Below are 22,370 nucleotides of genomic sequence, written 5' to 3'. Positions count from 1 at the left end.
TCGCGCCCTCAAGGCCTTGCGCTGCTCGGCGGCGCTCAAGGGGGTAAGACGAAATGCCTCGGAGGCACGGCCTCCGCGATTGGCGTTCCGGCTGTTCGCTGTTGGCTGTTCCGGCTCTCCCCTTCTAAACCGCCGAGAAGCGCAGGACTCCGAGGCGCGCGCGCAGCGCGCTTCAACAACTGACTCAGCGCCACTGTCTGACCGTAGCGAACGCAGTGAGCGAAGGGAGTTTGGCGCTGGCCTCGGAGTTCGAGCATCGCAGGGCACCCACCCGCATCGCGGGTGGGCGGTTTTGCAGGGGCCGTTTTTTGCCTACTTTTTGTCGGGACAAAAAGTAGGTCGCCCGCCGGGGCGAACTCCCGGCACGGTGCACCGAGTCAATAGGCTCCCAGCAAAAGCAACCCAACCCGATCAGCCTCCCAAAGAAAACTCATCCCACCACCCTCAAAGCCCTCTCCCCAGCGCCCACCACCCGCCCCACCACCCCCGCCACCTCGAACCCATGCGCCGCGAAGACGGCCAGCACCGCGTCCACCGCCTGCGGCTCGCAGGAGACGAGCAGCCCGCCGCTGGTCTGCGGGTCGGTCAGCAGCGCCCGGTCCTCTGCCGCGAAGCCGGCCGGTAGCGCCACCTCGGCGCCATAGCCCGCCCAGTTGCGCCCTGAGGCTCCGGTGACGAAGCCTCGCTGGGCCAGCTCGCGCACGCCCGGCAGCAGCGGCACCGAGGGCCAGTCGATCTCGACCGTGCAGCCCGCCCCCCGCGCCAGCTCCAGCGCATGGCCGGCGAGGCCGAAGCCCGTCACGTCGGTCAGGGCGTGCACGCCCGGCAGGGCCGCCAGGTCGGGCCCGGGGGTGTTCAGCCGCGTCGTCGTCTCGACCATCCGGGCATAGCCCTCGGCGCCGAGCTGCTCCTTCTTCAGCGCCGCGCTCATGACGCCGACTCCGAGCGGCTTGCCCAGTACCAGCACGTCGCCGGCACGGGCGTCGGCATTGCGCTTGACCCGCTTGGGATGCACCAGGCCCAGGGCCACCAGGCCGTAGATGGCCTCGACCGAGTCGATGGTGTGCCCGCCCGCGATCGGGATGCCGGCGGCACGGCAGACCGACGCCCCGCCTTCCAGCACGCGGCCGATGGTCTGGGTCGACAGCACGTTGATGGGCATGCCCACGAGGGCCAGCGCCAGGATGGGCCGGCCGCCCATGGCATAGACGTCGCTGATCGCGTTGGTGGCGGCGATGCGGCCGAAGTCGAAGGGGTCGTCGACGATGGGCATGAAGAAGTCCGTCGTCGCGATCAGGGCCTGCTCGTCGTTGAGCTGGTAGACGGCGGCGTCGTCGGAGGTCTCGATGCCGACCAGCAGTTCCTTGGGCACCGGCATCGCCGTCGTGCCCTTGAGGATCTCGGACAGCACGCCCGGGGCGATCTTGCAGCCGCAGCCACCTCCGTGGGACAGCGAGGTCAGGCGGGGTTCGGCGGCGGGCGCGGGCGAAGCGGCGGAGGTGGGTGCGTTCATCGGTCGGAGGGGCGCGCCAGGAGCGCGCCGACAAGGCGGTGGAGCGCCTCCCTTTCGGCCTGCGGGGCGAAGAGGTCGGCACGCAGGGCCAGCTGGGCGGCCAGGCGGGGAAGCATATCGGCTTCGTCGCGGGCGCGGGCCAGCAGGGCGGCCAGCGCCGCGTCGTCGCCCGGCTCGAAGACGCCCTCGTAGCCCTCGCCAAGCAGGCCGAGGTTGCCGTCGATGCGCGAGGCGAGGACCGGCGTGCCGCTGCGCACGGCCTCGATGACGGTGTGCGCACCGCCCTCCATGACGCTGGGCTGCACCAGCACATGGGCCGCCTGGATGCGCCGCCTGCACGCTTCATGCGGCAGGCTGCCCAGCCAGCGAAAGCCCGGCAGCGCCGCCGCCAGCGCCGCCGCCTCGGCGCCGAGAGCCGGGTCCAGAGCCTCCCCAACGTGGTCGAAGCGCAGATCGGCCCGTCCCGACAGGCGGCGCACGGCGCGCCAGTAGGTGCGCGGGTCCTTCTCGTCGCGCAGATGGCCGACCATCAACGCCCGCAGGTGCCTCGGCGTGCGGGCCAGCGGCGCCCGCGCCGGGCAGGACTGCAGCACCACCCTCGCCTTGGCGCGGCACGCCTCGGGCAGCGCTCGCGCGCCGAGCTCGTTGAGCACGACCAGGGCGTCTGCCAGGTCCAGCGAGCGCCGGGCGGCGGCGTCCGTGTGGATGTCGCGGTAGAGGTCGGTACCCGTCAGCACGAGGACGATGGGCCGCGCCGGATGCGCGACGCGCCAGGCCGCGATGGAGGCCGCCGAGCGGCGCGCATGCAGGGCGATCAGCATGGCCTCGTCGCCATCGGTCCACGCCTGGGCCAGGCGGACGCGATAAGCTGGCCCCAGCAAGCCGGCCCAGCGGTGGGCGGTCTGCCAGTTGCCGTTGTTGGCCGACGCCAGGGCCGGCGTCACGATGACCAGGGATTGACGATGCACCCAGCAAGCGTAGCGGCCGAGGCGACCGGGGCGCGCCAGGGTGGACCCTCGGCGCTCGCCGCGGCCCTGGCGGCCAGTCGCGCGGACACCCTGGCCACCTTCGCCGCCTGCGAGCGGGCCCTGCCCGGCCTGGCCGTGCCGCTGCTCGCCGAGTTGAATCCGCCGCTGTGGGAGCTGGGCCACATCGGCTGGTTCCAGGAGTTCTGGATCGCCCGCAACCCCGAGCGCGCCCTCGGGGACCGGGCCTCGGCCGACGCGCCGCGCACGGCGCCGCTCAGGCCGGGCGCGGATGCGCTCTACGACTCCAGCCGCGTCCCCCACGACAGCCGCTGGCAACTGCCGCTGCCCGATGCCGGCGCCACCCGCGGAGACCTCGACCGCCAACTCGCCCTGACCCTGCAACTGCTGGCCAGCGCCGGCGACGGCGACGACGCCCTCTACGCCTTCCGCCTCGCGCTGCTGCACGAGGACATGCATCACGAGGCGGCCCTGTACATGGCCCGCGGCCTGGGCGTGCCCATCGCCGACCCGCGCTGGCAGCCACGGCGCCTGCCCGAACCGCCGGGGTGCCTGGAGATCGACGTCGGCACCTGGCGGCTGGGCAGCCCGGCCGGCGCCGGCTTCGCCTTCGACAACGAACTGCCCGCCCACGAGGTGGCGCTGCGCCCCTTCGGCATCGACGCCCAGGCCCTGCGCTGGGCCGAGTACCTGCCTTTCGTCGAAGCCGGCGGTTATGGGCAGCCGCAGTGGTGGACCGCCGAAGGCTGGCGCTGGCGCCGCGCCCGGGCCGAGTGTGGCCCGCGCCATCTGCGCCGCGACGGCAAAGTCTGGCTGGCCTGGCGGCACGGCCTCTGGCAGCCGCTGGAGTTGGCCGAGGCCGCGGTCAATCTGAGCCGGCACGAAGCCGAGGCCTGGTGCGCCTGGGCCGGCCGCCGCCTGCCCACCGAAGCCGAGTGGGAAGCAGCCGCCTGCTCGCGGCCCGAGGCCTTCCGCTGGGCCGACGTGTGGGAGTGGACGGCCAGCCCCTTCTCGCCCTTCGACGGCTTCAGGCCTCATCCCTACCGCGACTATTCGGCGCCATGGTTCGATGGCCGCCCGGTGCTGCGCGGCGCCTCGCACTGCACGCAGCCGCGGATGCGCCATCCGCGCTACCGCAACTTCTTCCCCGCGGGCCGCAACGACGTGCCCGCTGGCTTGCGCAGCTGCTCGGCCGGATAGAGTCGCGCCGGTGAAGATTTCGCTGCAAGACCTTTACGCCCGCCACGCCACGGCCGGCCGCACCGCCGCCGACGCCCTCGCTTCGCTGACGCTGGACATCGCGGCCGGCGAGCAGGTCGCCGTCATCGGCCCCTCGGGCGCCGGCAAGACCACGCTGCTGGAGGTGCTGGCCTGCGCACGCCCGCCATCGCAAGGCCGGATCGCGGTGGACGGCGCCGCGCCCTGGGCCCTGCCGCGCCGCGCACTGCGGGCGCTGCGCGGGCGGTTGATCCTCGTCCCGCAGGTGCCGCCGCTGCCACCGCGGCAACGGGTCGTCACGGCCGTGCTCGCGGGCCGGCTGCCGGCCTGGAGCCTGTGGAAGGCCCTGCGTTCGCTCGTCTACCCGGCCGACATCCCGGCGGCCGACGCGGCGCTGCAGGCCTTCGAGCTGGGCGACAAGCTCTTCGAGCGGGTCGACCGCCTCTCGGGCGGCGAGCGCCAGCGCGTGGGCCTGGCGCGGGCGCTGGTGTCGCCGGCCGGCCTCTGGCTGGTGGACGAACCGCTCTCGGCCCTGGACCCCGCCCGGGCCCGGCGCGCCGCCGCCACGCTGGTGCGCGAAGCCGGGGCGCGCGGCGTCACCCTGGTCGCGACGCTGCATCAGGTCGATGCCGCGCTGGCGCACTTCCCGCGCGTGCTCGGCCTGCGCGACGGCCGGCTGCTTTTCGACCGGCCCGCCGCCGAGGTCACGCCCGAGCTGCTGGAGCGCCTGTACGCCCAGCATGAGGACGAATTGCACGGCGCAGCCCCGCCCGCCGACGACCGCCCTCAGCCGGCGCCACCGGTGGTCATGCAATGCCGCTGAACCGGGCTGCCTCGGACGCCGCCCGGCGCGACCCGGCCTGGCTGGGCCGCCTGGGCCTGGCCGCCGCCGGCCTCGCCCTGCTGTGGCCCCTGCTCGTGGCCACCGAATTCAAGCCCTGGGCGCTGCTGGAGCCCGACTCGCTGCGCGTCATGGGGCGCTTCGTCGGCGCCTTCTTCCCGCCGGCGCTGGGCGGTGACTTCCTGTTGATGCTGGCCCGGGAGACCTGGCGCACCGTGGCCATCGCGACGGCGGGCATCGCCCTCGCCCTGCTGCTGGCGGTGCCGCTGACGCTGGCGGCCACCCGGGCGCTGTCGGTGTCAGCCCTGGCCGCCGGGCGCATGGCGCCCCTGCCCTATGCGCTGCGACAGGCGGTCAGGGGCCTGCTCATCGTGCTGCGCAGCATGCCGGAACTGGTGTGGGCCCTGGTGTTCGTGCGGGTGGTCGGCCTCGGGCCGGCGGCCGGGGTGCTGGCCATCGCCCTCACCTACGGCGGCATGCTGGGCAAGGTCTATGCAGAGATCCTGGAGAGCGGCGACGCCCACGTCACCCGCACCTTGCTGCGCAACGGCGCGGGCCGGCTGCAGGCCTTCGCCTACGGGCTGCTGCCGCAGAACGCGGCCGAGCTGACGAGCTACACCGTCTACCGCTGGGAATGCGCCATCCGCAGCTCCGTCGTCCTCGGCTTCGTCGGCGCGGGCGGCCTGGGCCAGCAGATGGACAGTTCGATGAAGATGTTCGCCGGCGGCGAGGTCTCGGCCATGCTGCTGGTGTTCGTGGCCCTGGTCGCCCTGGCCGACCGACTCAGCGCCGCCCTGCGCCGCGCCCTCGCCTGACCATGACCGCCCCCCGCCCCCACCGCCTGCCGCCGCCCTTGTTCACGGCCCGCAGCCGCGCCGCCTGGCTGGTGGCGGCCGTGCTGGCCCTGGTGGTCGCGAGCTTCCTGTCGCTGGACCTGCACCTGGCGGCCTTCCTGTCGGGCGAGGCCCTGGCCGGCATGGGCCGCTTCCTGGGCGAGTTCTTCCCGCCCGACCTGAGCCCAGCCTTCGTGCGCAAGGTAGCCGAGGGCGCCTGGGAGACGCTGGCGATGTCGGCCCTGGGCACGGCCCTCGCGGCGGTGCTGGGCGTGGCCCTGGCCTTGCCGGCGAGCCGCCTGCACCGCGGCCGCGGCCTGGCCCGCCTCTTCCTGAACGCCCTGCGCTCGGTGCCGGAGCTGGTGTGGGCGTCCATGCTGCTGATCAGCGCGGGCCTCGGCCCCTTCGCCGGCACGCTGGCCCTGGCCATCCACACGAGCGGCGTGCTGGGCCGCCTCTTCGCCGAGGCCATCGAGAACGCGCCGCCCGGCCCGGGCGCGGCGCTGCGCGCGCAGGGCGCCGGCACGGTCCGCGTGTTCCTGTATGCCACCCTGCCCCTCGTCCTGCCGCAGCTGATGAGCTACACGCTCTATCGCTGGGAGAACAACATCCGCGCCGCGGCCGTGCTGGGCGTCGTCGGCGCCGGCGGCCTGGGACAGCTGCTGATGTTCCACATGGGCCTGTTCCAGATGGACAAGACGGCCACCGTGCTGGCGGCGATGCTGGTGCTGGTGGCCCTGGTCGACGCCGCCAGCTTCGGCCTCAGGCGGGCGCTGACGCGCTGAACGTTTCGCCAAGCTGTCGGTTCATCAAGTTTCGGGATTCATGCGATGCCGGCGAGGCAGACCATGGCCGCTCCCGAACTGCTCTGAGAGCGAGGTGCCTATGTCGCGCAAGCTTTTCCACGACAGCGTGCTGGAGCTGCCCCCCCAGCCCGGCCTGACGGCCACGGGCTTCAACGTGCACGCCGCGGAGGCCCCGCACCACGACGAAGTGATGCAGGTGCACTTTTCCCTGTCTCCCGACGGCCAGGCCAACGAGGACCTGGAGGCCCGCGTCGAGAAGGGCGAGACCGTCCCCTTGGCGGAGCTCAACGCCAGGTACGGCATGAGCAAGCAGCAGGTCGAGCCGCTGCTGGAGTGGTTGAAGAAGCAGCACTTCGCGGTGACTTCGGTGTCGCCTGACCACACCAGCGTCTACGCCAGCGCCAAGGCCGGCGACGTGGCCAAGGCCTTGCAGGTGGAACTGGTGCGCGTGACGAGCGACGGCATCACCTACACGTCCGCCCGCAATGCGCCCAGCCTGCCGGACAGCGTGGCGGCCAACGTGCGCGCCATCGGCGGCCTGCAGCCGCACCGGCAGGCGCGCAAGCATGCCCGCCGCTGCCCGCCGCTGCGCCGCCCGGCCGACGGCAGCGACACCCAGGCCAAGACGCATGCCGCCCAGCCGCCGGGTTATCGGCCGGCGCAGCTGCTCAAGGCCTACGGGGCCGACGGCCTGCACCTGAGCGGCAAGGGCCAGACCATCGCCATCATCATCGACGCGCCGCCCAAGGCCTCGGACATGGCGAGCTTCTGGCAGATCTGCGGCATCGCCGCCGATGCCAAGAGGCTCACCGTCGTCAACGTCAACGAGGTGGAACTGCCGCCTCCGTCAGGCGAGGAGACGCTGGACGCGCAGTGGGCCAGCGGCATCGCCACGGGCGCCAAGGTCACCATCTACGCCACCGGCTCCCTCGCCTTCACCGACATCGACAAGGCCCTGGACCGGGTGCTGCTGGACGCCGCCTCCGACCCCGGGCTCAGGCAGGTGTCGATGAGCCTGGGGCTGGGCGAGGCCTACATGGCGCCGGGCGAGGTGAAGACCGAGCACGCCAAGTTCCTGCGCCTGGCCGCGGCCGGCATCAACGTCTTCGTGTCCAGCGGCGATGCCGGCTCCAACCCCGACTCCACCGGCCACAACGCCGGCGGGCCGCTGCAGGCGGAGTACGAATCGTCGGACCCCTGCGTCATCGGCGTCGGCGGGACCACCCTCAAGCTCGCGGCCAACGGCAACGTCGCCAAGGAGGTCGGCTGGCGCAGCGGAGGCGGCGGCAAGAGCCGCTACTTCAAGCGGCCGGCCTGGCAGAAGGTGGCCGGCGGCGGAACCACCCGCCAGGTGCCGGACGTGAGCCTCACGGCCGACCCCAATTACGGCGGCCTCGTCGTGCTGGATGGCAGCCCCGCCGCCTACGGCGGCACCAGTTGGAGCGCGCCGGCCTGGGCCGGTTTCTGTGCACTCATCAACGAGGCGAGGGTCACGGCGGGCAAGAAGCCCCTACCCTTCCTCAACCCGCTGATCTACCGCCTGCAGGGGACCGATGCCTTCCGCGACATCACCGCCGGCAGCAACGGCGCCTACGACGCCACGACCGGCTACGACATGGTCACCGGCCTGGGTGTTCCCAACGTCAAGGCCCTGATCACGCACCTGAACGGCGTGTAGCTAGCGGGCCTGTGCCGGCGCCACCGCCGGCAAGGCCCCCGGCAGGTGGCTGGCTTCGCGCCAGCCCAGCAGCTTGCGCACTGCCTCGGGCACCGGCTCGGGCCGCACGCCCGGGGGCACGCCGGCCAGCTCGAAGCGGCGCAGCTCGCGGCTTCGGAACACCGCCCCGTCGTAGGGCTGCAGCGCCCGGCTGCCCGCCTCCACGCCCGGCACGGCCTGACGCAGCGCTTCCAGCGAGGGGAACTCCGCCTGGCAGGCCGGGCCGGGCAGCGGCGCCCAGCGCACCAGCGGCTGGCCGGCGCCGCCCGCGCGCAGGTAGAGGTTGCCGTCGACGCGGGCCGCCATGGGCGCGGTGACCTTGCCGCAGGTCGCCGGCGACTGCTCCAGGCGCAGCAGCGGCCCCTTGAAGCCGGCATCGGCCACCAGCAGGTTGCCCTCGAAGACATGGCCGACGCGCTCGTTCACGTCGGGGCCTGTCTGCGGGTGCCAGCCGAAGTGATCGCCCTGGGCGCTGCGCTCGTTGCGCTCGAACAGGGCCGGCGAGTTCACGAAGCTGTTGTGCAGGACCTTGGCGCCCGAGCTGTTCAGGATGCGCACGCCCTGCTGGTTGTCGACGAAGACATTGCCGGCGACGGTGATGCCCTTGGAGATCTCGAAGAAGAGGCCGGCCTGGGCGCCTTCGACATGGTTGTTGACGAACACGCCGTCGACATTGCCCACGTCGTACCAGACGCCGTTGGAATTGGGCTGCTCGATGACGAGGTTGTCGCGCACGACGACGCGGTTGGACTGGTTGAAGATCTTGACGGCGGCCGGGAAGTAACCCGTCAGGCCATGGACGTTGTTGCGGCGGATGAGGTTGCGCTCCAGCAGCACGTCCGACGAGCCGATGACGTAGATGCCTTCGGTGCCCGTGTCGCTGATCAGGGAATTGCGGATGACGAGGCGGTCACCTCGGAAATAGCCCGCCACGCGGGAGCAGTGGCTGATGGTGACGTTCTCCAGCACGGTGCCGACGACCTCCTTGCCATGCTCGGCCTCGGGCGAGGGGCCCACCGGGTCGTCGGTCGGCTCGGCGGTGATGGGGGCGGACGGCTTCTTGCCCTCGATGTCGATGGCCCGGTAGGCGTACTGGGTGAAGGTCAGGCCGCGCAGCGTGAAGCCCTTGCGGTCCGAAGGCTTGCCGTTCACCTCGCGCGAGGGCCGGTGCAGGGCGATGTCGTGGGCCGTGATCTCGACGAGGCGGCCGGCCGGGTCGGTGCCGATGTAGACGTAGCCCCGCTCGTAGTCGACGTAGAAGGCCTTGGCGCTCACCTCGCCTTCCCAACCGGCCGACCGCAGCGGCTCGCCGTCGATGAAGACCATGTCGGCATTGAAGCGGTGCAGCGGCGTCTGCATGCCCTCGCGGTCACGCTGCCACCAGCCCATGGGCTTGGCGGGGAAGAGCGTGGCCCAGCGCGTGCGCCAGACGCCGTGGCCGAGGTTTTCCCACTGCGCCGCCACGCGCGTGCCCTTGAGCACCGGCTGCTCGTCGAGGTAGGGCTGCAGGGTGACGCCCTGGTTGAGTTCCAGACCCCCGGTGCGGTAGGTGCCGCCGCGCAGCACGATGGTGTCGCCGGTGACGACGCGGGCCACGGCGGCCTCGAGGGCGGTGGGCTCGGCGGGCGTCGCGCCAGCCGCCTCGGCGCGCCCGTCGGGAGCCACGAACACCACGTGCCCGGTCTTGGGCACTTCGTAGCGCTGCGGCACGGGGCCATAGGGCCCGCCCGAGGGCTGGGCGACGGCGCTCCCCAGAGCGGCAAAGAGGGCCAGGGCCAGGACGAAGGCAGGACGGCGCCGAGGCTTGGCGCCGAGGGAAGCGAGGGTCGAGAGGGGCATGCGGTCTCCGTGGGTGTCGTGGTGGCCGCCGGGCAAAAGGTAGCGCTACCAGCAACCAAACCCGAACGCTACCATCGAAGTGACGACGCATGAAACGGGCGTATTGCGGGCCGAGCGCTGGGCCGCTCCCGAGCCGGCCCGCGCTGGCGATGTGCTTGCGGCTCGACGCCGCAAGCATCGCCGCCCCCTCGGGGGGCGGACCAGACACGCGCCGCGTTCAGCGCGCGGGGTTGGGCCGGGGGCAGTTCTCAGGCGCGTCGGCCGCCCACCAGCCCGAGCGCGAGCGCGATGCCCACCAGCACGACGGCGCCGCCCGCCACCATCTGCGCCGTGATCGCCTCCTGCAGGAAGATGGCGCCCCAGAGGATGGCGAAGAGCGGGATCAGGAAGGTGACGGACACGGCGTTCGTCGGGCCGACCCGGCTCATCAGGCGGAAGTAGAGGATGTAGGCCAGCGCCGTGCACAGGGCCGCGAGCCCCAGGGCAGCGCCCCAGGCCACGGCGCCCGGCATGGCCGCCGGCCATTGCCAGGCCGCTGGTAGCGCAAGCATCAGCGCGGCGGCGAACTGGCTGCCGGTTGCCACGGCCAGTGGCGAGGCGCCCGTGAGGTAGCGCTTGGTGGCGTTGGCCGCGATGCCGTAGCAGAGCGTCGCCGCAGCGCAGGCCAGCACGGCCCAGAAGCCGGTGTGGTCGGCGCCGGGCTTGAAGCTGGCCTTGTCCCAGGCCAGGAAGGCCACGCCGGCAAAGCCGACGACGAGGCCCAGGACCCGCGAGGGCGTGAGGCCCTGGCGCAGCCAGACGAAGGCGACCACCGCCGTCCACAGCGGCGTGGTGGCGTTGACGATGCTGGACAGGCCGGCCGTGATGGACAGGGCCGCGAAGGAGAACAGCGCGAAAGGGACGGCGCTGTTGAGCGCCCCCACGAGCAGCAGCCCTTTCCAGTGCCGGCGCAGCTCGCCAAGCTGGCCACGCGAGGCCAGCAGCGGCACCAGCATGGCGCTGGCCAGGCCCACGCGCACGGCGGCCAGCGGGATGGGCCCGAACTCATGGGCCCCGAGGCGCATGAAGAGGAAGGAAGCGCCCCAGAGCGCGGCGAGCAGCACCAGCTCGCCGATGTCGAATGTCTTCATGCGGGGCGGCCCTCCAGGCTCAGCAGGGCCTTCTTGCGCTCCAGCCCGCCGGCGTAGCCGGTGAGGGAGCCGTCGGCGCCCACGACGCGGTGGCAGGGGATGAGGATGGAGATGGGGTTGCGCCCCACGGCCGCGCCCAGGGCGCGGGCGGCCTGCGCGCGACCGAGGCGTTCGGCCAGGGCGCCGTAGGTGTCGGGGGCGCCGGGCGCGATATCGAGCAGGGCCTGCCAGACCTCGCGCTGGAAGGCCGTGCCGGCCGGGTCCAGCGGCGGCAGCGTGAAAGGCTTGCCGCTGAAATAGGCCGCCAGGGCCGCCGCGGTGGCCGAGAGCACGGGGTCGCTGCCGTCGTCCTCGGGCACGGCCAGCGGCCCGGGGTGGTGCTTCTGGCCGTCGAACCACAGGCCCGAAAGGCCGGCGGCGCTGCGGGCGGCCGTCAGCGGGCCCAGCGGGGTTTCCATCCTGCGTTGCAGGACGTGATGCAGGGTGTTCATGCGTGTCTCCATAGGTGCAGGACGGCATAGCTGCGGAAGGGCCGATAGCGCTCCGCAGCGTCGAGATAAGCCTTGGGCGAAAGCGGCGGGCCATCGCTACCGGCCGCAGCGGCCAAGGCCTTGCGCAGGACGACGTCGCCGGGCGGGAAGGCATCGGGCCAGCTCCAGCCGCGCATCAGCATGTAGCCGGCCGTCCAGGGCCCGATGCCCGGGAGGGCAGTCAGCCCGGCGGCGGCGGCCTCCGGGTCGCCTTCGCGGCGCGCAAAGGCGAGCGTCGGCCAGGCCTGGGCCAGGGCGATGAGGCTTTCGGCGCGGCGCCCGATGATGCCGAGAGAGGCGATGTCGTCGCGCGTGGCGGCGGCGATGCGCTCGGGCGTCGGAAAGAGCCGGCCGGCGCCCTCGGGCGCGCCGGGCAGGGCCTCGCCGAAGCGTTCGACGAAGCGGCCGGCCAGGGTGCGGGCCGCGGCGACCGTGACCTGCTGGCCCAGCACCGCCCGAACCGCCAGCTCGAAGCGGTCCAGGCAGCCCGGCAGGCGCTGTCCCGGCACGGCGCCCTCGCCCAGGGCCGCCGCGATGGATTCGGGGTCGGCATCGAGGTCCAGCCAGCGGCGCAGCAGCGGCAGCAGCGAACCCACGGCCGGCCACAGCGAGGGCGACAGGTCCACGCCCACCTCGCCCGGCCGCTCGAAGCCGACGCGCAGCCAGCCCGCATGGCGCTCGCCGCGGTGGGTCAGCGCCAGCGAACGGGTGACGCCCGTGTCGGAAACGACCTCGACACCGGCCACCGCCCGCGGCGCCAGGAAGGCCAGGACGCCGGCCACGTCGTAGGGCTGGCGGTAGGCCAGCCTCAGCCGCGAGGCGGGCACGGCGCCGCCCGCCTCCCGGCCGGCCTTGCGCAATGCCGTGGGCTGCAGCCGGTAGTGCTCGAGAAAGGCCGAGTTGAAGCGGCGCAGGCTGGCGAAGCCCGCCGCATAGGCGACGTCCTGGACAGGCAGCTGGCTGTCGGTCAGCAGGGCCTTGGCGAGCAGCAGGCGCCGCGTCTGCAGGTATTGCAGCGGCGACACGCCATGCTCGGCCTGGAAGATGCGGCGCAGGTGGCGGCTGGTGATGCCGAGGTGGCGGGCCAGGTCTTCCACGCTGGCGTCGGCGTCGTCGCAGGCATCGAGCCAGGCGGCGGCCTGCTGGGCCAGGGTGCGCGAGGCGTCCATCGTCGTCCAGGCCAGGGGGCGCGGCGCCAGTTCGGGCCGGCACTTCATGCAGGGGCGGAAGCGCTCGGCCTCGGCCTGGGCGGCAGTCGCGAAGAAGCGGCAGTTCTCGCGGCGCGGCAGCCTCACGCGGCAGACGGGCCGGCAGTAGATGCCGGTGGAGGTGACGCCCACGTAGAGCCGCCCGTCGAAGCGCGCGTCGTGCGCCTGCAGGGCGGCGTAGGCGGCGTCGGGCGGGAGGGTGCCGGTCAACATGGGAGCCAGTCTAGGCCGCCCTGCTGTCACGGACTGGCAGTTTCCGGACCTGCCCCTGGGCGGCTCAATCGCCGGAGAAGGCGTCGGGGTGGCGCTTCCTGAGCTGGGCCACCACACCGCTCTCGACGAGGCTCTGGTGCGCGGCGCGGATGCGCTGGACGATGGCGTCAGGCATGGCGGCGCCCGCCGCGGCGTAGAGCTCGCGCGTCTGGTCGAGCAGGGTCAGTCGCAGGCCGCCGGCCGTGTCGAGCTTGCGCATGACGGCGTCCGGCCCCATGACGGCGTCGACGAGGCCGCGCCGCAGCAGGGCCAGCAGCTCGGCGTAGTCCTTGCCCTCGACGACGTGCGGCACTCCCGCACCGGCCAGCATGCTGCGGCTGACCGAGCCGCGCATGGAGCCGACGCGGCGCGTGCGCAGGGCGGCGATGTCGCCCGAGGCCGCACCGTCCGCGGCGCGGGTGACGATGGCGAAGCGGAAATTCCCGACCGGAAACAGCCAGCGGAACTGCGCCTCGCGCTCTGCCGTGCGGGTGATGACGAGCGCGGCCTGGGCCTCGCCCGCTTCCAGCATCCGCAGGGCGCGCGCCCACGGGAAGAAACGCAGCTCCCCATCCTCCCCTGCCTGTTGCAAGACGCGCTGGAAGAGCTCGAAGGCATAGCCCTCGGGGCCGTGGGCGCCTTGCTGCAGGTAGGGCGGCACCTCGCCGCTGACCCACAGCGGCGTGCCGGCCCGGGCGGCGCCCGGCAGCCCGGCGAGGCATCCGGGGAGCATCAGGAGCAGGGAGCGGCGCGGCAGCATGGTGAAGGCTTCGAAGCCACCCTCGACTCTACCCACTGCGACGGCCGGTTCGGCTCTCGCGGGGGCCGCCGTCACATCGCCTTGAACAGGTGCACGTAGGCCCGGCTGACGGGCAGTTCGCGCGACAGCACGCCCTGCGGGCCGCGGATGCGCACGAACAGGCGGCTCTGCTCGTCGCGCCGCGTGCCGGCGAGGTGGTCGAGGTTGATGATGGTGGAGCGGTGCACCTGCCAGAAGCGCTCGGGGTCGAGCTGGCCGGCCAGCTCGAAGATGGGCGTGCGGATCAGGTGCTCGGCCGTGGCCGTCTGCACGACGGTGTATTTGTCGTCAGCATGGAAGAAGAGCACCTCGTCGACGGGGATCTGGTGCATCAGCTCGCCCTGGGCGGCGCGGATGTAGCGTAGCCGGGCCGGCGCCGCGCCCTGCGGCAGCAGGCGCTTGAGCGTCTCCGCCAGGGCGCCTTCGCTCGCGGCGGCCGGCTCGGCGCGCAGCCGGGCGACGCAACTGGCCAGCCGCTCGGCCTTGAGCGGCTTGAGCAGGTAGTCGACGGCCCGCGCCTCGAAGGCCTCGATGGCGTACTGGTCGTAGGCGGTGACGAAGACGACCCGCGTGCCGCCCTCGATGCCCTGGGCCACTTCGAGGCCCGTGAGGCCGGGCATCTGGATGTCGAGGAAGGCGACGTCGGGCTCCAGCTCGGCGATGGCCTGGGCCGCCTCGACGCCGTTGGCAGCCACCTTGACGACCTGCAGGTCGGGCCAGGCCTGGGCGAGCTGGGCCTTGAGGTACTGGGCGAGATGGGGTTCGTCGTCGGCGATGAGGGCGGTGGTCATGGCAGTTGGGCAGGCAGGGGAATCTGGATGCGGGCCAGGGTGCCGCCGCCGTCGCGCGGCAGCAGTTCGAGCAAGGCGCCGGGGCCGAAGCGGGCGGTCAGCCGGGCGCGGATGTTGTCGAGGGCCACGCCGTTGCCGCTCCGGCGCTTGGGGCCGTCGAGGCCCTGGCCGTCGTCGGTGACCTCGATCCACAGCCGGCCGTCGACACGCCGCGCGCTGACGGAGACGGTGCCGCCCGCGATCTGCGGCTCCAGACCGTGGTGGATGGCGTTCTCGACCAGGGGCTGGGCCAGCAGCGGCGGCAGCGCCACGCTGGCAAGTTCGGCCGGCAGCGACAGGGCCACCCGCAGCCGCTCGCCCATGCGCAGCTGCATCAGGGCGAGGTAGGCCTCCAGCATGGCGAACTCCTGGGCCAGGGTCGTCGAGTCGCCGCGCAGCTGGCCGAGGCTGGCGCGCAGGTAGTCGGTGAAGCGCTCCAGCATCTGCTTGGCCCGCTCGGGGTCGAAGTCGATGAGGCTCTGCACGTTGGCCAGGGTGTTGAAGAGGAAATGCGGCTCGATCTGGCCCTGCAGCAGCTTGAGCTGGGCCTCGGTGACGCGGGCCTGCAGGGCTTCCTGCTTCCAGCGGGAACGGTAGCGCCAGCCGAGGAAACCGGAGATCACGGCCGAGACGAGCAGGAACTGCCGCCAGAAGCCCGCGTTGGCCAGCACCTGCTGCAGGTTCTTGCCGGACCAGACCCAGTCCACGACCCACAGCCCGAGGATGACGCCGGCCAGGGCGCAGACGATGGACGAGCCCGTGAAGAACAGGCCGGAGCGCCAGTCGCGCCAGCCCATGATGGTGTCCAGCCAATGCTGGGGCGCGAGCTTCTCGAAGCTGCGAAAGCCGATGAAGAAGCTCACCATCACGCAACTGCTGACGAGCAGGTTGCCCGGCACCTGCTCCCGCCACCAGGCGGGGGCACCGAGGTCGCCGCGCTGCAGGCCGGCCATGACGGCGAAGAAGGCCCCGAAGCCCACGCTCCAGATCACGTAGACCAGCAGCCGGAGCTGCCAGCGGTCCGGCCGGTGCTTCATCAGCATGCGCTGGTGACGCAGGGCCTGGGCGAGTTCTTCGGTGAAGGTCATGGGATGCGAGTGTAGGAAGCGGCCCCCGCCTATCCCCTGGATGGGCGACGGATCGACAGCGCGGCCGACGGATGGCCGGCCATGGGGCGTGCCTACAATCCGCCGCGATTTTCAAACCCCAGCTTCCGAGGCATCCATGCAGGTTCACGCATCCATCTTCAAGGCCTACGACATCCGCGGCGTCGTCGGCCAGACCTTGAACGAGGAACTCGCCGAGCACCTGGGCCGCGCCTTCGGCACCGAGGCCCGCGCCGCCGGCGAGAAGGCCGTGGCCGTGGGCCGCGACGGCCGCCTGTCCGGCCCCGGCCTCGTCGCCGCGCTCATCCGCGGCATCGCCTCGACGGGCCTGGACGTCGTCGACATCGGCGCCGTGACGACGCCCATGCTCTATTACGTGGCCGCCACGCGCGGCAAGCACGGCTGCAACTCCGGCATCCAGGTCACCGGCAGCCACAACCCCAAGGACTACAACGGCTTCAAGATGGTGCTCAAGGGCGCCGCCGTCTACGGCGAGCAGATCCAGCGCCTGCGCCAGCGCATCGAGGCCGAGGACTACGCCACCGGCAAGGGCCGCGTCGGCCGGATGGACGTGGTGCCCGAGTACACCGCCCGCATCGTCAGGGACTGCAAGCTGGCCCGGCCGATGAAGATCGTCGTGGACAGCGGCAACGGCATCCCCGGCGCCTCGGCCCCGGCCATCCTGCGCGCGCTGGGCTGCGAGGTCGTCGACATCTACTCCAAGGTGGACGGCGACTTTCCCAACCACCATCCCGACCCCAGCCGCCCCGAGAACCTCGAGGACCTCAAGCGCATCGTGCACGCCTGCGATGCCGAGCTGGGCCTGGCCTTCGACGGCGACGGGGACCGCCTCGGCATCGTCACGAAGGACGGCGAGATGATCATGCCTGACCGCCAGATCATGCTGATCGCGGCCGACATCCTCAAGCGCCTGCCGGGCGCCGAGATCATCTTCGACGTCAAGTGCACCCAGCGCCTGGCGCCGTGGATCCGCGAACACGGCGGCAAGCCGCTGATGTGGATGACGGGCCACTCCCTGGCCAAGGCCAAGCTCAAGGAGACCGGCGCGCCGCTGGCCGGCGAGCTGTCGGGACACATCTTCTTCGCCGAGCGCTGGTACGGCTTCGACGACGCCATGTACACGGCCGGCCGCATGCTGGAGATCCTGAGCCGCGACGCCGACCCGAGCGCCACCCTCAAGGCCCTGCCCAACAGCTTCAACACGCCCGAGATCAACGTGCCCTGCGCCGAGGGCGAGCACCACGAGGTGGTCAAGAAGCTCAAGGCGCTGGTGACCGAGAAGGACCTGCCCGGCGTGCTGGAGATCAACACCATCGACGGCATGCGCTTCGAGTACGCCGACGGCTTCGGTCTGATCCGCCCGTCCAACACCACGCCGGTGCTGGTGCTGCGCTTCGAGGGCCACACGCCCGAGGCGCTGGAGCGCATCCAGCACGACGTGCTGGCCCAGCTCAAGCGCGTGAAGCCCGACGCGAAATTCGCCGCGGGGCATTGAGGCCCCTCGGGCCGGCTTGGGATCGGCCCGGCGCTCGGCCCGCAGAAGATCATCCAGGGAGAACGACATGCCATTGATCGGCGGCCTGCACATCCTGATCGCGCTGCTGTGCGCGGTCCACGTCGTGCGCAGCGGCCAGCAGCTGTACTGGCTCTTCATCCTCTTCGCCTTCCCGCTGCTGGGCAGCCTGGTGTACTTCTTCGCCGTCTACCTGCCCAATTCGCGGCTGGACCATGGCGCGCGCAAGGCCGTGACGGCCGCCGCGCGGGCCATGGACCCGGGGCGTGACGTGCGGGAGGCCCGGGCGGCGCTCGACGCGTCGCCCTCGGCCCAGAACCAGATGCGCCTGGCCGAGGCCCTGCTCGGCGCCGGCGAGCCCGCCGAGGCCGCGCAGCTCTACGAAGGCGCGCTCAAGGGGCCCTTCGCCAACGACCCCGACATCCGCTTCGGTGCCGTGTGGGCCTGGGTGGAATGCCAGCGCTACGCCGACGCCCTGCCCCACCTGCAGGCGCTCAAGGGCGACCGCCCCGACTACCGGCCCGACCAGGTCCTGCTGCTGCTCGCGCGCAGCTACGCCGGCACCTCGCGCACGGCCGAGGCACGTGAGTGCTTCGAGGAGGCCGTGCGCCGCTACGGCAGCTTCGAGGCGCATGCCGAGTACTCGATCTGGGCGCTGGCCAGCGGTGATGCCGCCACTGCGGCCAGGCTGCAGACCGAGATCGATCGCCAAGTGCGGCAGTGGAACCCCGTCAGCCGTCAGCTCAACGAACCGGTCATGCGCCGCCTGAAGGCGGCCCACGAGCTGGCCAGGAAGGGCGGCTGATGCCCGAGGGCCTCGCGCTGGCCCTCTATGCCGCCGCGCTGCGGTTGCTGACGCCCCTGTACCTGCTGCGCCTGTGGCGGCGCGGCGCCCGCGAGCCGCTCTACCGCCAGGCCCTGGGCGAGCGCCTGGGCTTCTACGGTGGCGCCTCTACCGAACGCGGCCGGCTGTGGATCCATGCCGTGTCCCTCGGCGAGACCCGCGCCGCCAGCGCCCTCGTCGCCGCACTGCGCGAGCGGGAGCCGGGCCTGCGCATCCTGCTGACCCACTCCACCGCCACCGGCCGCGAGGCCGCCCAGGTCCTGCTGCGCGACGGTGATGCGCTGACCTGGCTGCCCTATGACACGCCCGGTGCCGTGCGCCGTTTCCTGCGGCACTGGCAGCCGCGGCTCGGCGTGCTGATGGAAACCGAGGTCTGGCCCGTGCTGCAGAACGAGGCCCGCTGCGCCCGGCTGCCGATGGTGCTGGCCAATGCACGCCTGTCCGAGAAGAGCCTGCGCCAGGGCCTGCGCTTCGAGTCGCTGATGCGCCCCGCCGCCCGGCGCCTGGCCCTGGTGCTGGCCCAGACCGAGGCCGACGCCGGCCGGCTGCGCGCCATGGGCGCGCCGCGCGTCGAGGTGGCCGGCAACCTGAAGTACGACATCGCCGTGGACCCCGCCCTCATCGCCCGTGGCCAGGCCTGGGCGGCGCGGCTGGGCCGCCCGGTGCTGATGCTGGCCGTCAGCCGCGAAGGCGAGGAGCAGGCCTTGCTCGACCTCTGGGTGCGCCAGCCCTCGCCTCGCCCGCTGCTGGCCATCGTGCCGCGCCACCCGCAGCGCTTCGACGAAGTGGCCGCGCTGGTGACCCAGGCCGGCCTGGCCCTCGCCCGCCGCAGCACCTGGACCGACGAGCCGCCGCCCCAGGCGCTGGCGGCGGACGTGTGGCTGGGCGACTCGATGCGCGAGATGCCGCTGTACTACGGCCTGGCCAGCGTCGCCCTGCTGGGCGGCAGCTTCGAGCCGCTGGGCGGCCAGAACCTCATCGAGGCGGCGGCCTGCGGCTGCCCGGTGCTGGCCGGGCCGCACACCTTCAATTTCGCCGAGGCGACGGAGCTGGCGCTGGCGGCGGGGGCGGCCGAGCGCTGTGCGACGCTGGGCGAGGCGGTCACGCGCGGGCTGACCCTCTGCGCTGACGCCCCGTCGCGTGGGACGATGGCCGCAGCCGCCCTGGCCTTCGCCGGCGCGAACCGTGGTGCCGCCGGCCGCATGGCGGACGCCTTGCTGGCGGTTTCGCACCCCACTCCTTCGCCGCCCTGACGCGCCGGCCTCAGCCGCCCGCGCCCTCGTCCCGGGAGCCCCACCCGCCGCCCAGCGCCTTCACGAGCTGCGCCGTCGCCGCCCACTGCGCGCCACGCAACTGGGCCAGGGCACGCTCGGTGGTCAGCGGCGTGCGCTCGGCCTCCGTCACGTCGAGGTAGCTGACCGCACCCTTGTCGTAGCGGCTGCGGGCCACGGCGAGCGCCTGGCCGGATGAGGCCAGCGTACGGTTCTGCGCCTCCACGACAGCCGCGCGACCCTGCAGTTCGGCCAGGGCGTCATCGACCTCGCGCAGGGCCTGCAGCATGCGGCCGCGGAAGGCCGCGAGCGACTCGTCGACCTGGGCCTTGGCGCCCGCCAGGTTGGCCTTGTTGCGCCCGCCCTCGAAGATGGGCAGCGAGATGCTGGGCCCGAAGTTGTAGAGGCGTGCCGGGGCGGAGACGAGGTCGCTCAGGTCCTTGCTCTGGTAACCGAAGCTGCCGGTCAGGCGGATGGACGGGTAAAAGGCCGCCTCGGCAATGCCGACCTGGGCCGTGGCCGCGTGGAGCTGGGCCAGGCTCTGGGCCAGGTCGGGCCGGCGTTGCAGCAGCTCGGAAGGCAGGCCGGCGCGGATCTGCGGCGGCGTGGCCAGGGGCGCGGCCTGCAGCCTGAGTTCGGCCGCCGGCTGGCCGGTCAGGGCCGCGAGCTGGTTGAGCACCAGGGCCTGGCGGCGCGGCAGGTCGGCCACGTCGGCGTCGGCCGCGGCCAGCTCGGCACGCACGCGCTCGAGGTCCTGCGTCGTCGAGGCGCCGGCGTCGAAGCGCGTCTGCGCCACCTGGAAGGCCTTGGCGCGGCTGTCGCGCAGGCGCTGCAGGGCCTGGGCCTCGTCGGCCAGGGCGCGCCACTGCCAGTAGGCGGCGGCGACGTCGGCCGTCAGGGCGACGCGGGCGGCCGCGGCGTCCAGCGAGGAGGCGTCGAGCTGGGCCTGAGCGGCCTCGGCCTGGCGCTTGACGCGGCCCCAGAGGTCGATCTCCCAGCCGAGCGTGGCCTGGACGCCGGTCTGCCAGCCCTCGAAGGTGATGGGCTGGCCGCCGAGGACCGGCGTGGTGACGGACTTGGCCGAGGTGCGCAGGCCGGTCTCGCTGGCGCCGACCTCGACGCGCGGCAGCTCGTCGGCACGCGTGGCCCCGTAGACGGCGCGGGCCCGCTCGATGCGGGCGGCAGCCGCGGCGAGCGTGGGGCTGGCCTGCAGGGCCTGGGCCTCGAGGGCGTCGAGCTGAGCGTCGCCGAACATGCGCCACCAGTCGCGCTGCAGTTCGGCGCCGGCCGTGGGCGCGGCGGCGCGGTAGGCCTCAGGCGCGTTGGCGGCGGGCGCCTGGTAGTTGGGGCCCAGCGTCGAGCAGGCCGCGAGCGCGGCGGACATCAGCAGCGTCAGGACAAACTTGGCATTCATTTCATTCTCCGAATCAGAGGGTTCGATCCAGCGGCAGCCGTGGAGCCGGCTTTGCCGGGCCACTGGCTGCGCCCCCTTGAGGGGAGCGCGGAGCGCTTCGGGGGTGGGCCATCAATGCGCGGCTTCGGCGGAAGCGGCGCCGCCCAGCACCTTCTTGCTCAGCCAGACGATGGCCACGCAGCTGACGAGGGCGATGCCCAGCACCAGGAAGGCGTCGTTGTAGGCCATGACGAAGCTGTCGCGGCGCACGACGTTGTCCAGCGCCTTGATGGCCATGTCCTGGGCGGTGGCGAGGTCGAAGCCCTTGGATGCGAAGTTCTGCGACAGCGCTTCCAGCCGCGCCTGCGTGGCCGGCTCGTAGAGGCTGACGGCCTCGCCGACGCGGGCGCTGTGCAGGTGCTCGCGGTTGGTCAGCAGCGTGGCCAGCGTGGCGATGCCGACCGAGCCGCCGAGGTTGCGCATCATGTTGAACATGCCCGAGGCGCTGGGCAGCAGGTTGGGCGGGATGCCGTTCACCGCGAAGTTGGTCAGCGTGATCATGATCAGCGGCTGGCCGAGCGCCCGCACCACCTGGGCGGCGATCAGCTCGGGGCCGGCCGTGTCGGCGCTCATGTGGGTGTTCATGAAGCACGACGCGGCGAACAGGGCGAGGCCCACGCTCATCATCACGCGGTTGTCGAGCTTGGTGGACAGGCGCGCCGCGAAGGGCATGATGAAGAGCTGCGGCAGCCCCATCCACATGATCACGAGGCCGATCTGCATCGGCGTGTAGTTGGCGATCTGGCCGAGGTAGAGCGGCAGGATGAAGGCCGAGCCGTACAGGCCCATGCCCGTCGTGAAGGCGATGACGCCCGCGATGAGGAAGCTCGGGCGGCCGAGGATGTGCAGGTCGATGAAGGTGTTCTTGCGCGTCAGGCCCCGCCAGGCCCAGCCGTAGAGGCCGGCGATGGCGAAGACGGCGGCGGTGACGATGAAGCGGCTCTGGAACCAGTCCTTGGCATTGCCCTCCTCCAGCATCGCGGTCAGCGAGCCCAGGCCCACGGCCATGAAGAGGATGCCCCACCAGTCGACGTCGCGCAGCAGCTTCAGGTTCATCGGCTCCTTCTCGAGGCCGATGCTGACGCCCAGCATCAGCAGTGCGCCGGGCACCCAGTTGATGTAGAAGATGCTGGGCCAGCCGTAGAGCTCGGTGAGGTAGCCACCCACCGTCGGGCCGAGGGTCGGCGCGAGGGTGGCCGTCATGCCGAACAGGGCCAGGCCGATGGGACGCTTCTTGAGCGGCAGCTTGCGTGTGACCAGGGTCATCGCCATCGGGATCATGACCCCGCCGGTGAAGCCCTGGGCGGCCCGGAAGGCGATCATGCTCTCCAGGCTCCAGGCCACGCCGCACAAAGTGCTGAAGACGAGGAAGAGCGCCACGTTGACGACCAGGTAGCGGCGCGTGGAGAACACCATCGCCAGGAAGCCCGCCAGGGGGATGACGACGATCTCGGCCACCAGGTAGGCGCTGGAAATCCAGGAGCCCTCCTCCTGCGTGGCCGACAACGCGCCGAGGATGTCCTTCAGCGAGGAGTTGGTGATGGCGATGTCCAGCACCGCCATGAAGGCGCCCAGCAGGCTGGACAGCACGGCCAGCCAGGTGCGCCCGCTGACCTTCTCGCCCGGCGGCGGGGGGAGGTAGTTTTCGTTGCCCATGCTG

Annotated in this window: 19 protein-coding genes; 8 read left to right on the top strand and 11 right to left on the bottom strand. The window is 72.3% G+C overall.

Annotated elements, in window-relative coordinates; translation table 11 throughout:
* Positions 1 to 430 precede the first annotated feature (430 nt).
* Positions 431 to 1,513 carry a selenide, water dikinase SelD gene (gene selD / locus LXT12_RS19170; RefSeq protein WP_233393895.1) on the bottom strand — a complete coding sequence of 361 codons (1,083 nt, stop codon included), beginning with the start codon at positions 1,511 to 1,513 and terminating at the stop codon, positions 431 to 433.
* Positions 1,510 to 2,481, bottom strand: a complete 972-nt coding sequence (gene senB, locus LXT12_RS19165) for a selenoneine biosynthesis selenosugar synthase SenB (protein WP_233393894.1) — start codon at positions 2,479 to 2,481, stop codon at positions 1,510 to 1,512. The genes selD and senB overlap by 4 nt, the downstream gene beginning before the upstream one ends.
* On the opposite strand from senB, the gene senA reads away from it, so the two are divergent.
* The 5 genes from senA (at position 2,476) to LXT12_RS19140 (ending at position 7,875) form a co-directional block, all read left to right on the top strand.
* Positions 2,476 to 3,699: a selenoneine synthase SenA gene (gene senA, locus LXT12_RS19160; RefSeq protein WP_233393893.1), complete on the top strand. Its 1,224-nt coding sequence runs from the start codon at positions 2,476 to 2,478 to the stop codon at positions 3,697 to 3,699. The two genes, senB and senA, sit on opposite strands and share 6 nt — an antisense overlap.
* Positions 3,700 to 3,709: 10 nt before the next feature.
* On the top strand, positions 3,710 to 4,540 hold the full coding sequence (locus LXT12_RS19155; RefSeq protein WP_419964784.1) for a phosphonate ABC transporter ATP-binding protein: 831 nt from the start codon (positions 3,710 to 3,712) through the stop codon (positions 4,538 to 4,540).
* Positions 4,531 to 5,373 (top strand): PhnE/PtxC family ABC transporter permease, encoded by an 843-nt coding sequence (locus tag LXT12_RS19150; protein WP_233393892.1) that lies wholly within the window; start codon positions 4,531 to 4,533, stop codon positions 5,371 to 5,373. The genes LXT12_RS19155 and LXT12_RS19150 overlap by 10 nt, the downstream gene beginning before the upstream one ends.
* Before the next feature lie 2 nt (positions 5,374 to 5,375).
* The gene (gene phnE / locus LXT12_RS19145) at positions 5,376 to 6,176 is read left to right on the top strand and encodes a phosphonate ABC transporter, permease protein PhnE (RefSeq protein WP_233393891.1); all 801 of its coding nucleotides are present in this window, start codon (positions 5,376 to 5,378) and stop codon (positions 6,174 to 6,176) included.
* A gap of 100 nt (positions 6,177 to 6,276) precedes the next feature.
* Complete coding sequence (locus tag LXT12_RS19140; RefSeq protein WP_233393890.1) at positions 6,277 to 7,875, top strand: S53 family peptidase; 1,599 nt, start codon at positions 6,277 to 6,279, stop codon at positions 7,873 to 7,875.
* Here the strand turns inward: LXT12_RS19140 and LXT12_RS19135 are convergent, their stop codons facing one another.
* From LXT12_RS19135 to LXT12_RS19105, 7 genes are all read right to left on the bottom strand, one after another.
* Complete coding sequence (locus LXT12_RS19135; protein ID WP_233393889.1) at positions 7,876 to 9,753, bottom strand: right-handed parallel beta-helix repeat-containing protein; 1,878 nt, start codon at positions 9,751 to 9,753, stop codon at positions 7,876 to 7,878. It lies immediately after the preceding gene.
* Between the two features lie 248 nt (positions 9,754 to 10,001).
* Complete coding sequence (locus LXT12_RS19130) at positions 10,002 to 10,883, bottom strand: DMT family transporter (RefSeq protein ID WP_233393888.1); 882 nt, start codon at positions 10,881 to 10,883, stop codon at positions 10,002 to 10,004.
* On the bottom strand, positions 10,880 to 11,374 hold the full coding sequence (locus tag LXT12_RS19125; protein WP_233393887.1) for a methylated-DNA--[protein]-cysteine S-methyltransferase: 495 nt from the start codon (positions 11,372 to 11,374) through the stop codon (positions 10,880 to 10,882). Before LXT12_RS19125 ends, LXT12_RS19130 begins: the two co-directional genes overlap by 4 nt.
* Positions 11,371 to 12,834: an Ada metal-binding domain-containing protein gene (locus tag LXT12_RS19120; protein WP_233393886.1), complete on the bottom strand. Its 1,464-nt coding sequence runs from the start codon at positions 12,832 to 12,834 to the stop codon at positions 11,371 to 11,373. The genes LXT12_RS19125 and LXT12_RS19120 overlap by 4 nt, the downstream gene beginning before the upstream one ends.
* A 64-nt stretch (positions 12,835 to 12,898) precedes the next feature.
* The gene (locus LXT12_RS19115; protein WP_233393885.1) at positions 12,899 to 13,606 is read right to left on the bottom strand and encodes a substrate-binding periplasmic protein; all 708 of its coding nucleotides are present in this window, start codon (positions 13,604 to 13,606) and stop codon (positions 12,899 to 12,901) included.
* A gap of 98 nt (positions 13,607 to 13,704) precedes the next feature.
* On the bottom strand, positions 13,705 to 14,463 hold the full coding sequence (locus LXT12_RS19110; protein WP_233393884.1) for a LytR/AlgR family response regulator transcription factor: 759 nt from the start codon (positions 14,461 to 14,463) through the stop codon (positions 13,705 to 13,707).
* Positions 14,460 to 15,590, bottom strand: a complete 1,131-nt coding sequence (locus LXT12_RS19105; RefSeq protein WP_233393883.1) for a sensor histidine kinase — start codon at positions 15,588 to 15,590, stop codon at positions 14,460 to 14,462. The genes LXT12_RS19110 and LXT12_RS19105 overlap by 4 nt, the downstream gene beginning before the upstream one ends.
* A gap of 136 nt (positions 15,591 to 15,726) precedes the next feature.
* Between LXT12_RS19105 and LXT12_RS19100 the strand changes: the two genes are divergently transcribed.
* From LXT12_RS19100 to LXT12_RS19090, 3 genes are all read left to right on the top strand, one after another.
* Entirely contained in the window at positions 15,727 to 17,124 is a 1,398-nt protein-coding gene (locus LXT12_RS19100; RefSeq protein ID WP_233393882.1) for a phosphomannomutase/phosphoglucomutase, read from the top strand.
* Between the two features lie 67 nt (positions 17,125 to 17,191).
* A complete protein-coding gene (locus LXT12_RS19095) occupies positions 17,192 to 17,947 on the top strand; it encodes a tetratricopeptide repeat protein (RefSeq protein WP_233393881.1) in 756 nt (251 codons plus the stop codon).
* Positions 17,947 to 19,239 (top strand): 3-deoxy-D-manno-octulosonic acid transferase, encoded by a 1,293-nt coding sequence (locus LXT12_RS19090; protein WP_233393880.1) that lies wholly within the window; start codon positions 17,947 to 17,949, stop codon positions 19,237 to 19,239. Before LXT12_RS19095 ends, LXT12_RS19090 begins: the two co-directional genes overlap by 1 nt.
* A gap of 10 nt (positions 19,240 to 19,249) precedes the next feature.
* Here LXT12_RS19090 and LXT12_RS19085 read toward each other — a convergent pair whose 3' ends face one another.
* Positions 19,250 to 20,671 (bottom strand): efflux transporter outer membrane subunit, encoded by a 1,422-nt coding sequence (locus tag LXT12_RS19085; RefSeq protein ID WP_233393879.1) that lies wholly within the window; start codon positions 20,669 to 20,671, stop codon positions 19,250 to 19,252.
* Positions 20,672 to 20,782: 111 nt separating this feature from the next.
* Positions 20,783 to 22,366 (bottom strand): DHA2 family efflux MFS transporter permease subunit, encoded by a 1,584-nt coding sequence (locus LXT12_RS19080; RefSeq protein WP_233393878.1) that lies wholly within the window; start codon positions 22,364 to 22,366, stop codon positions 20,783 to 20,785.
* Positions 22,367 to 22,370: the final 4 nt, after the last annotated feature.

Source organism: Pelomonas caseinilytica (assembly GCF_021353235.1).
GTDB classification, from domain to species: Bacteria; Pseudomonadota; Gammaproteobacteria; order Burkholderiales; family Burkholderiaceae_C; genus Pelomonas; species Pelomonas caseinilytica.
This window is presented reverse-complemented; position numbering and strand designations above follow the sequence as displayed.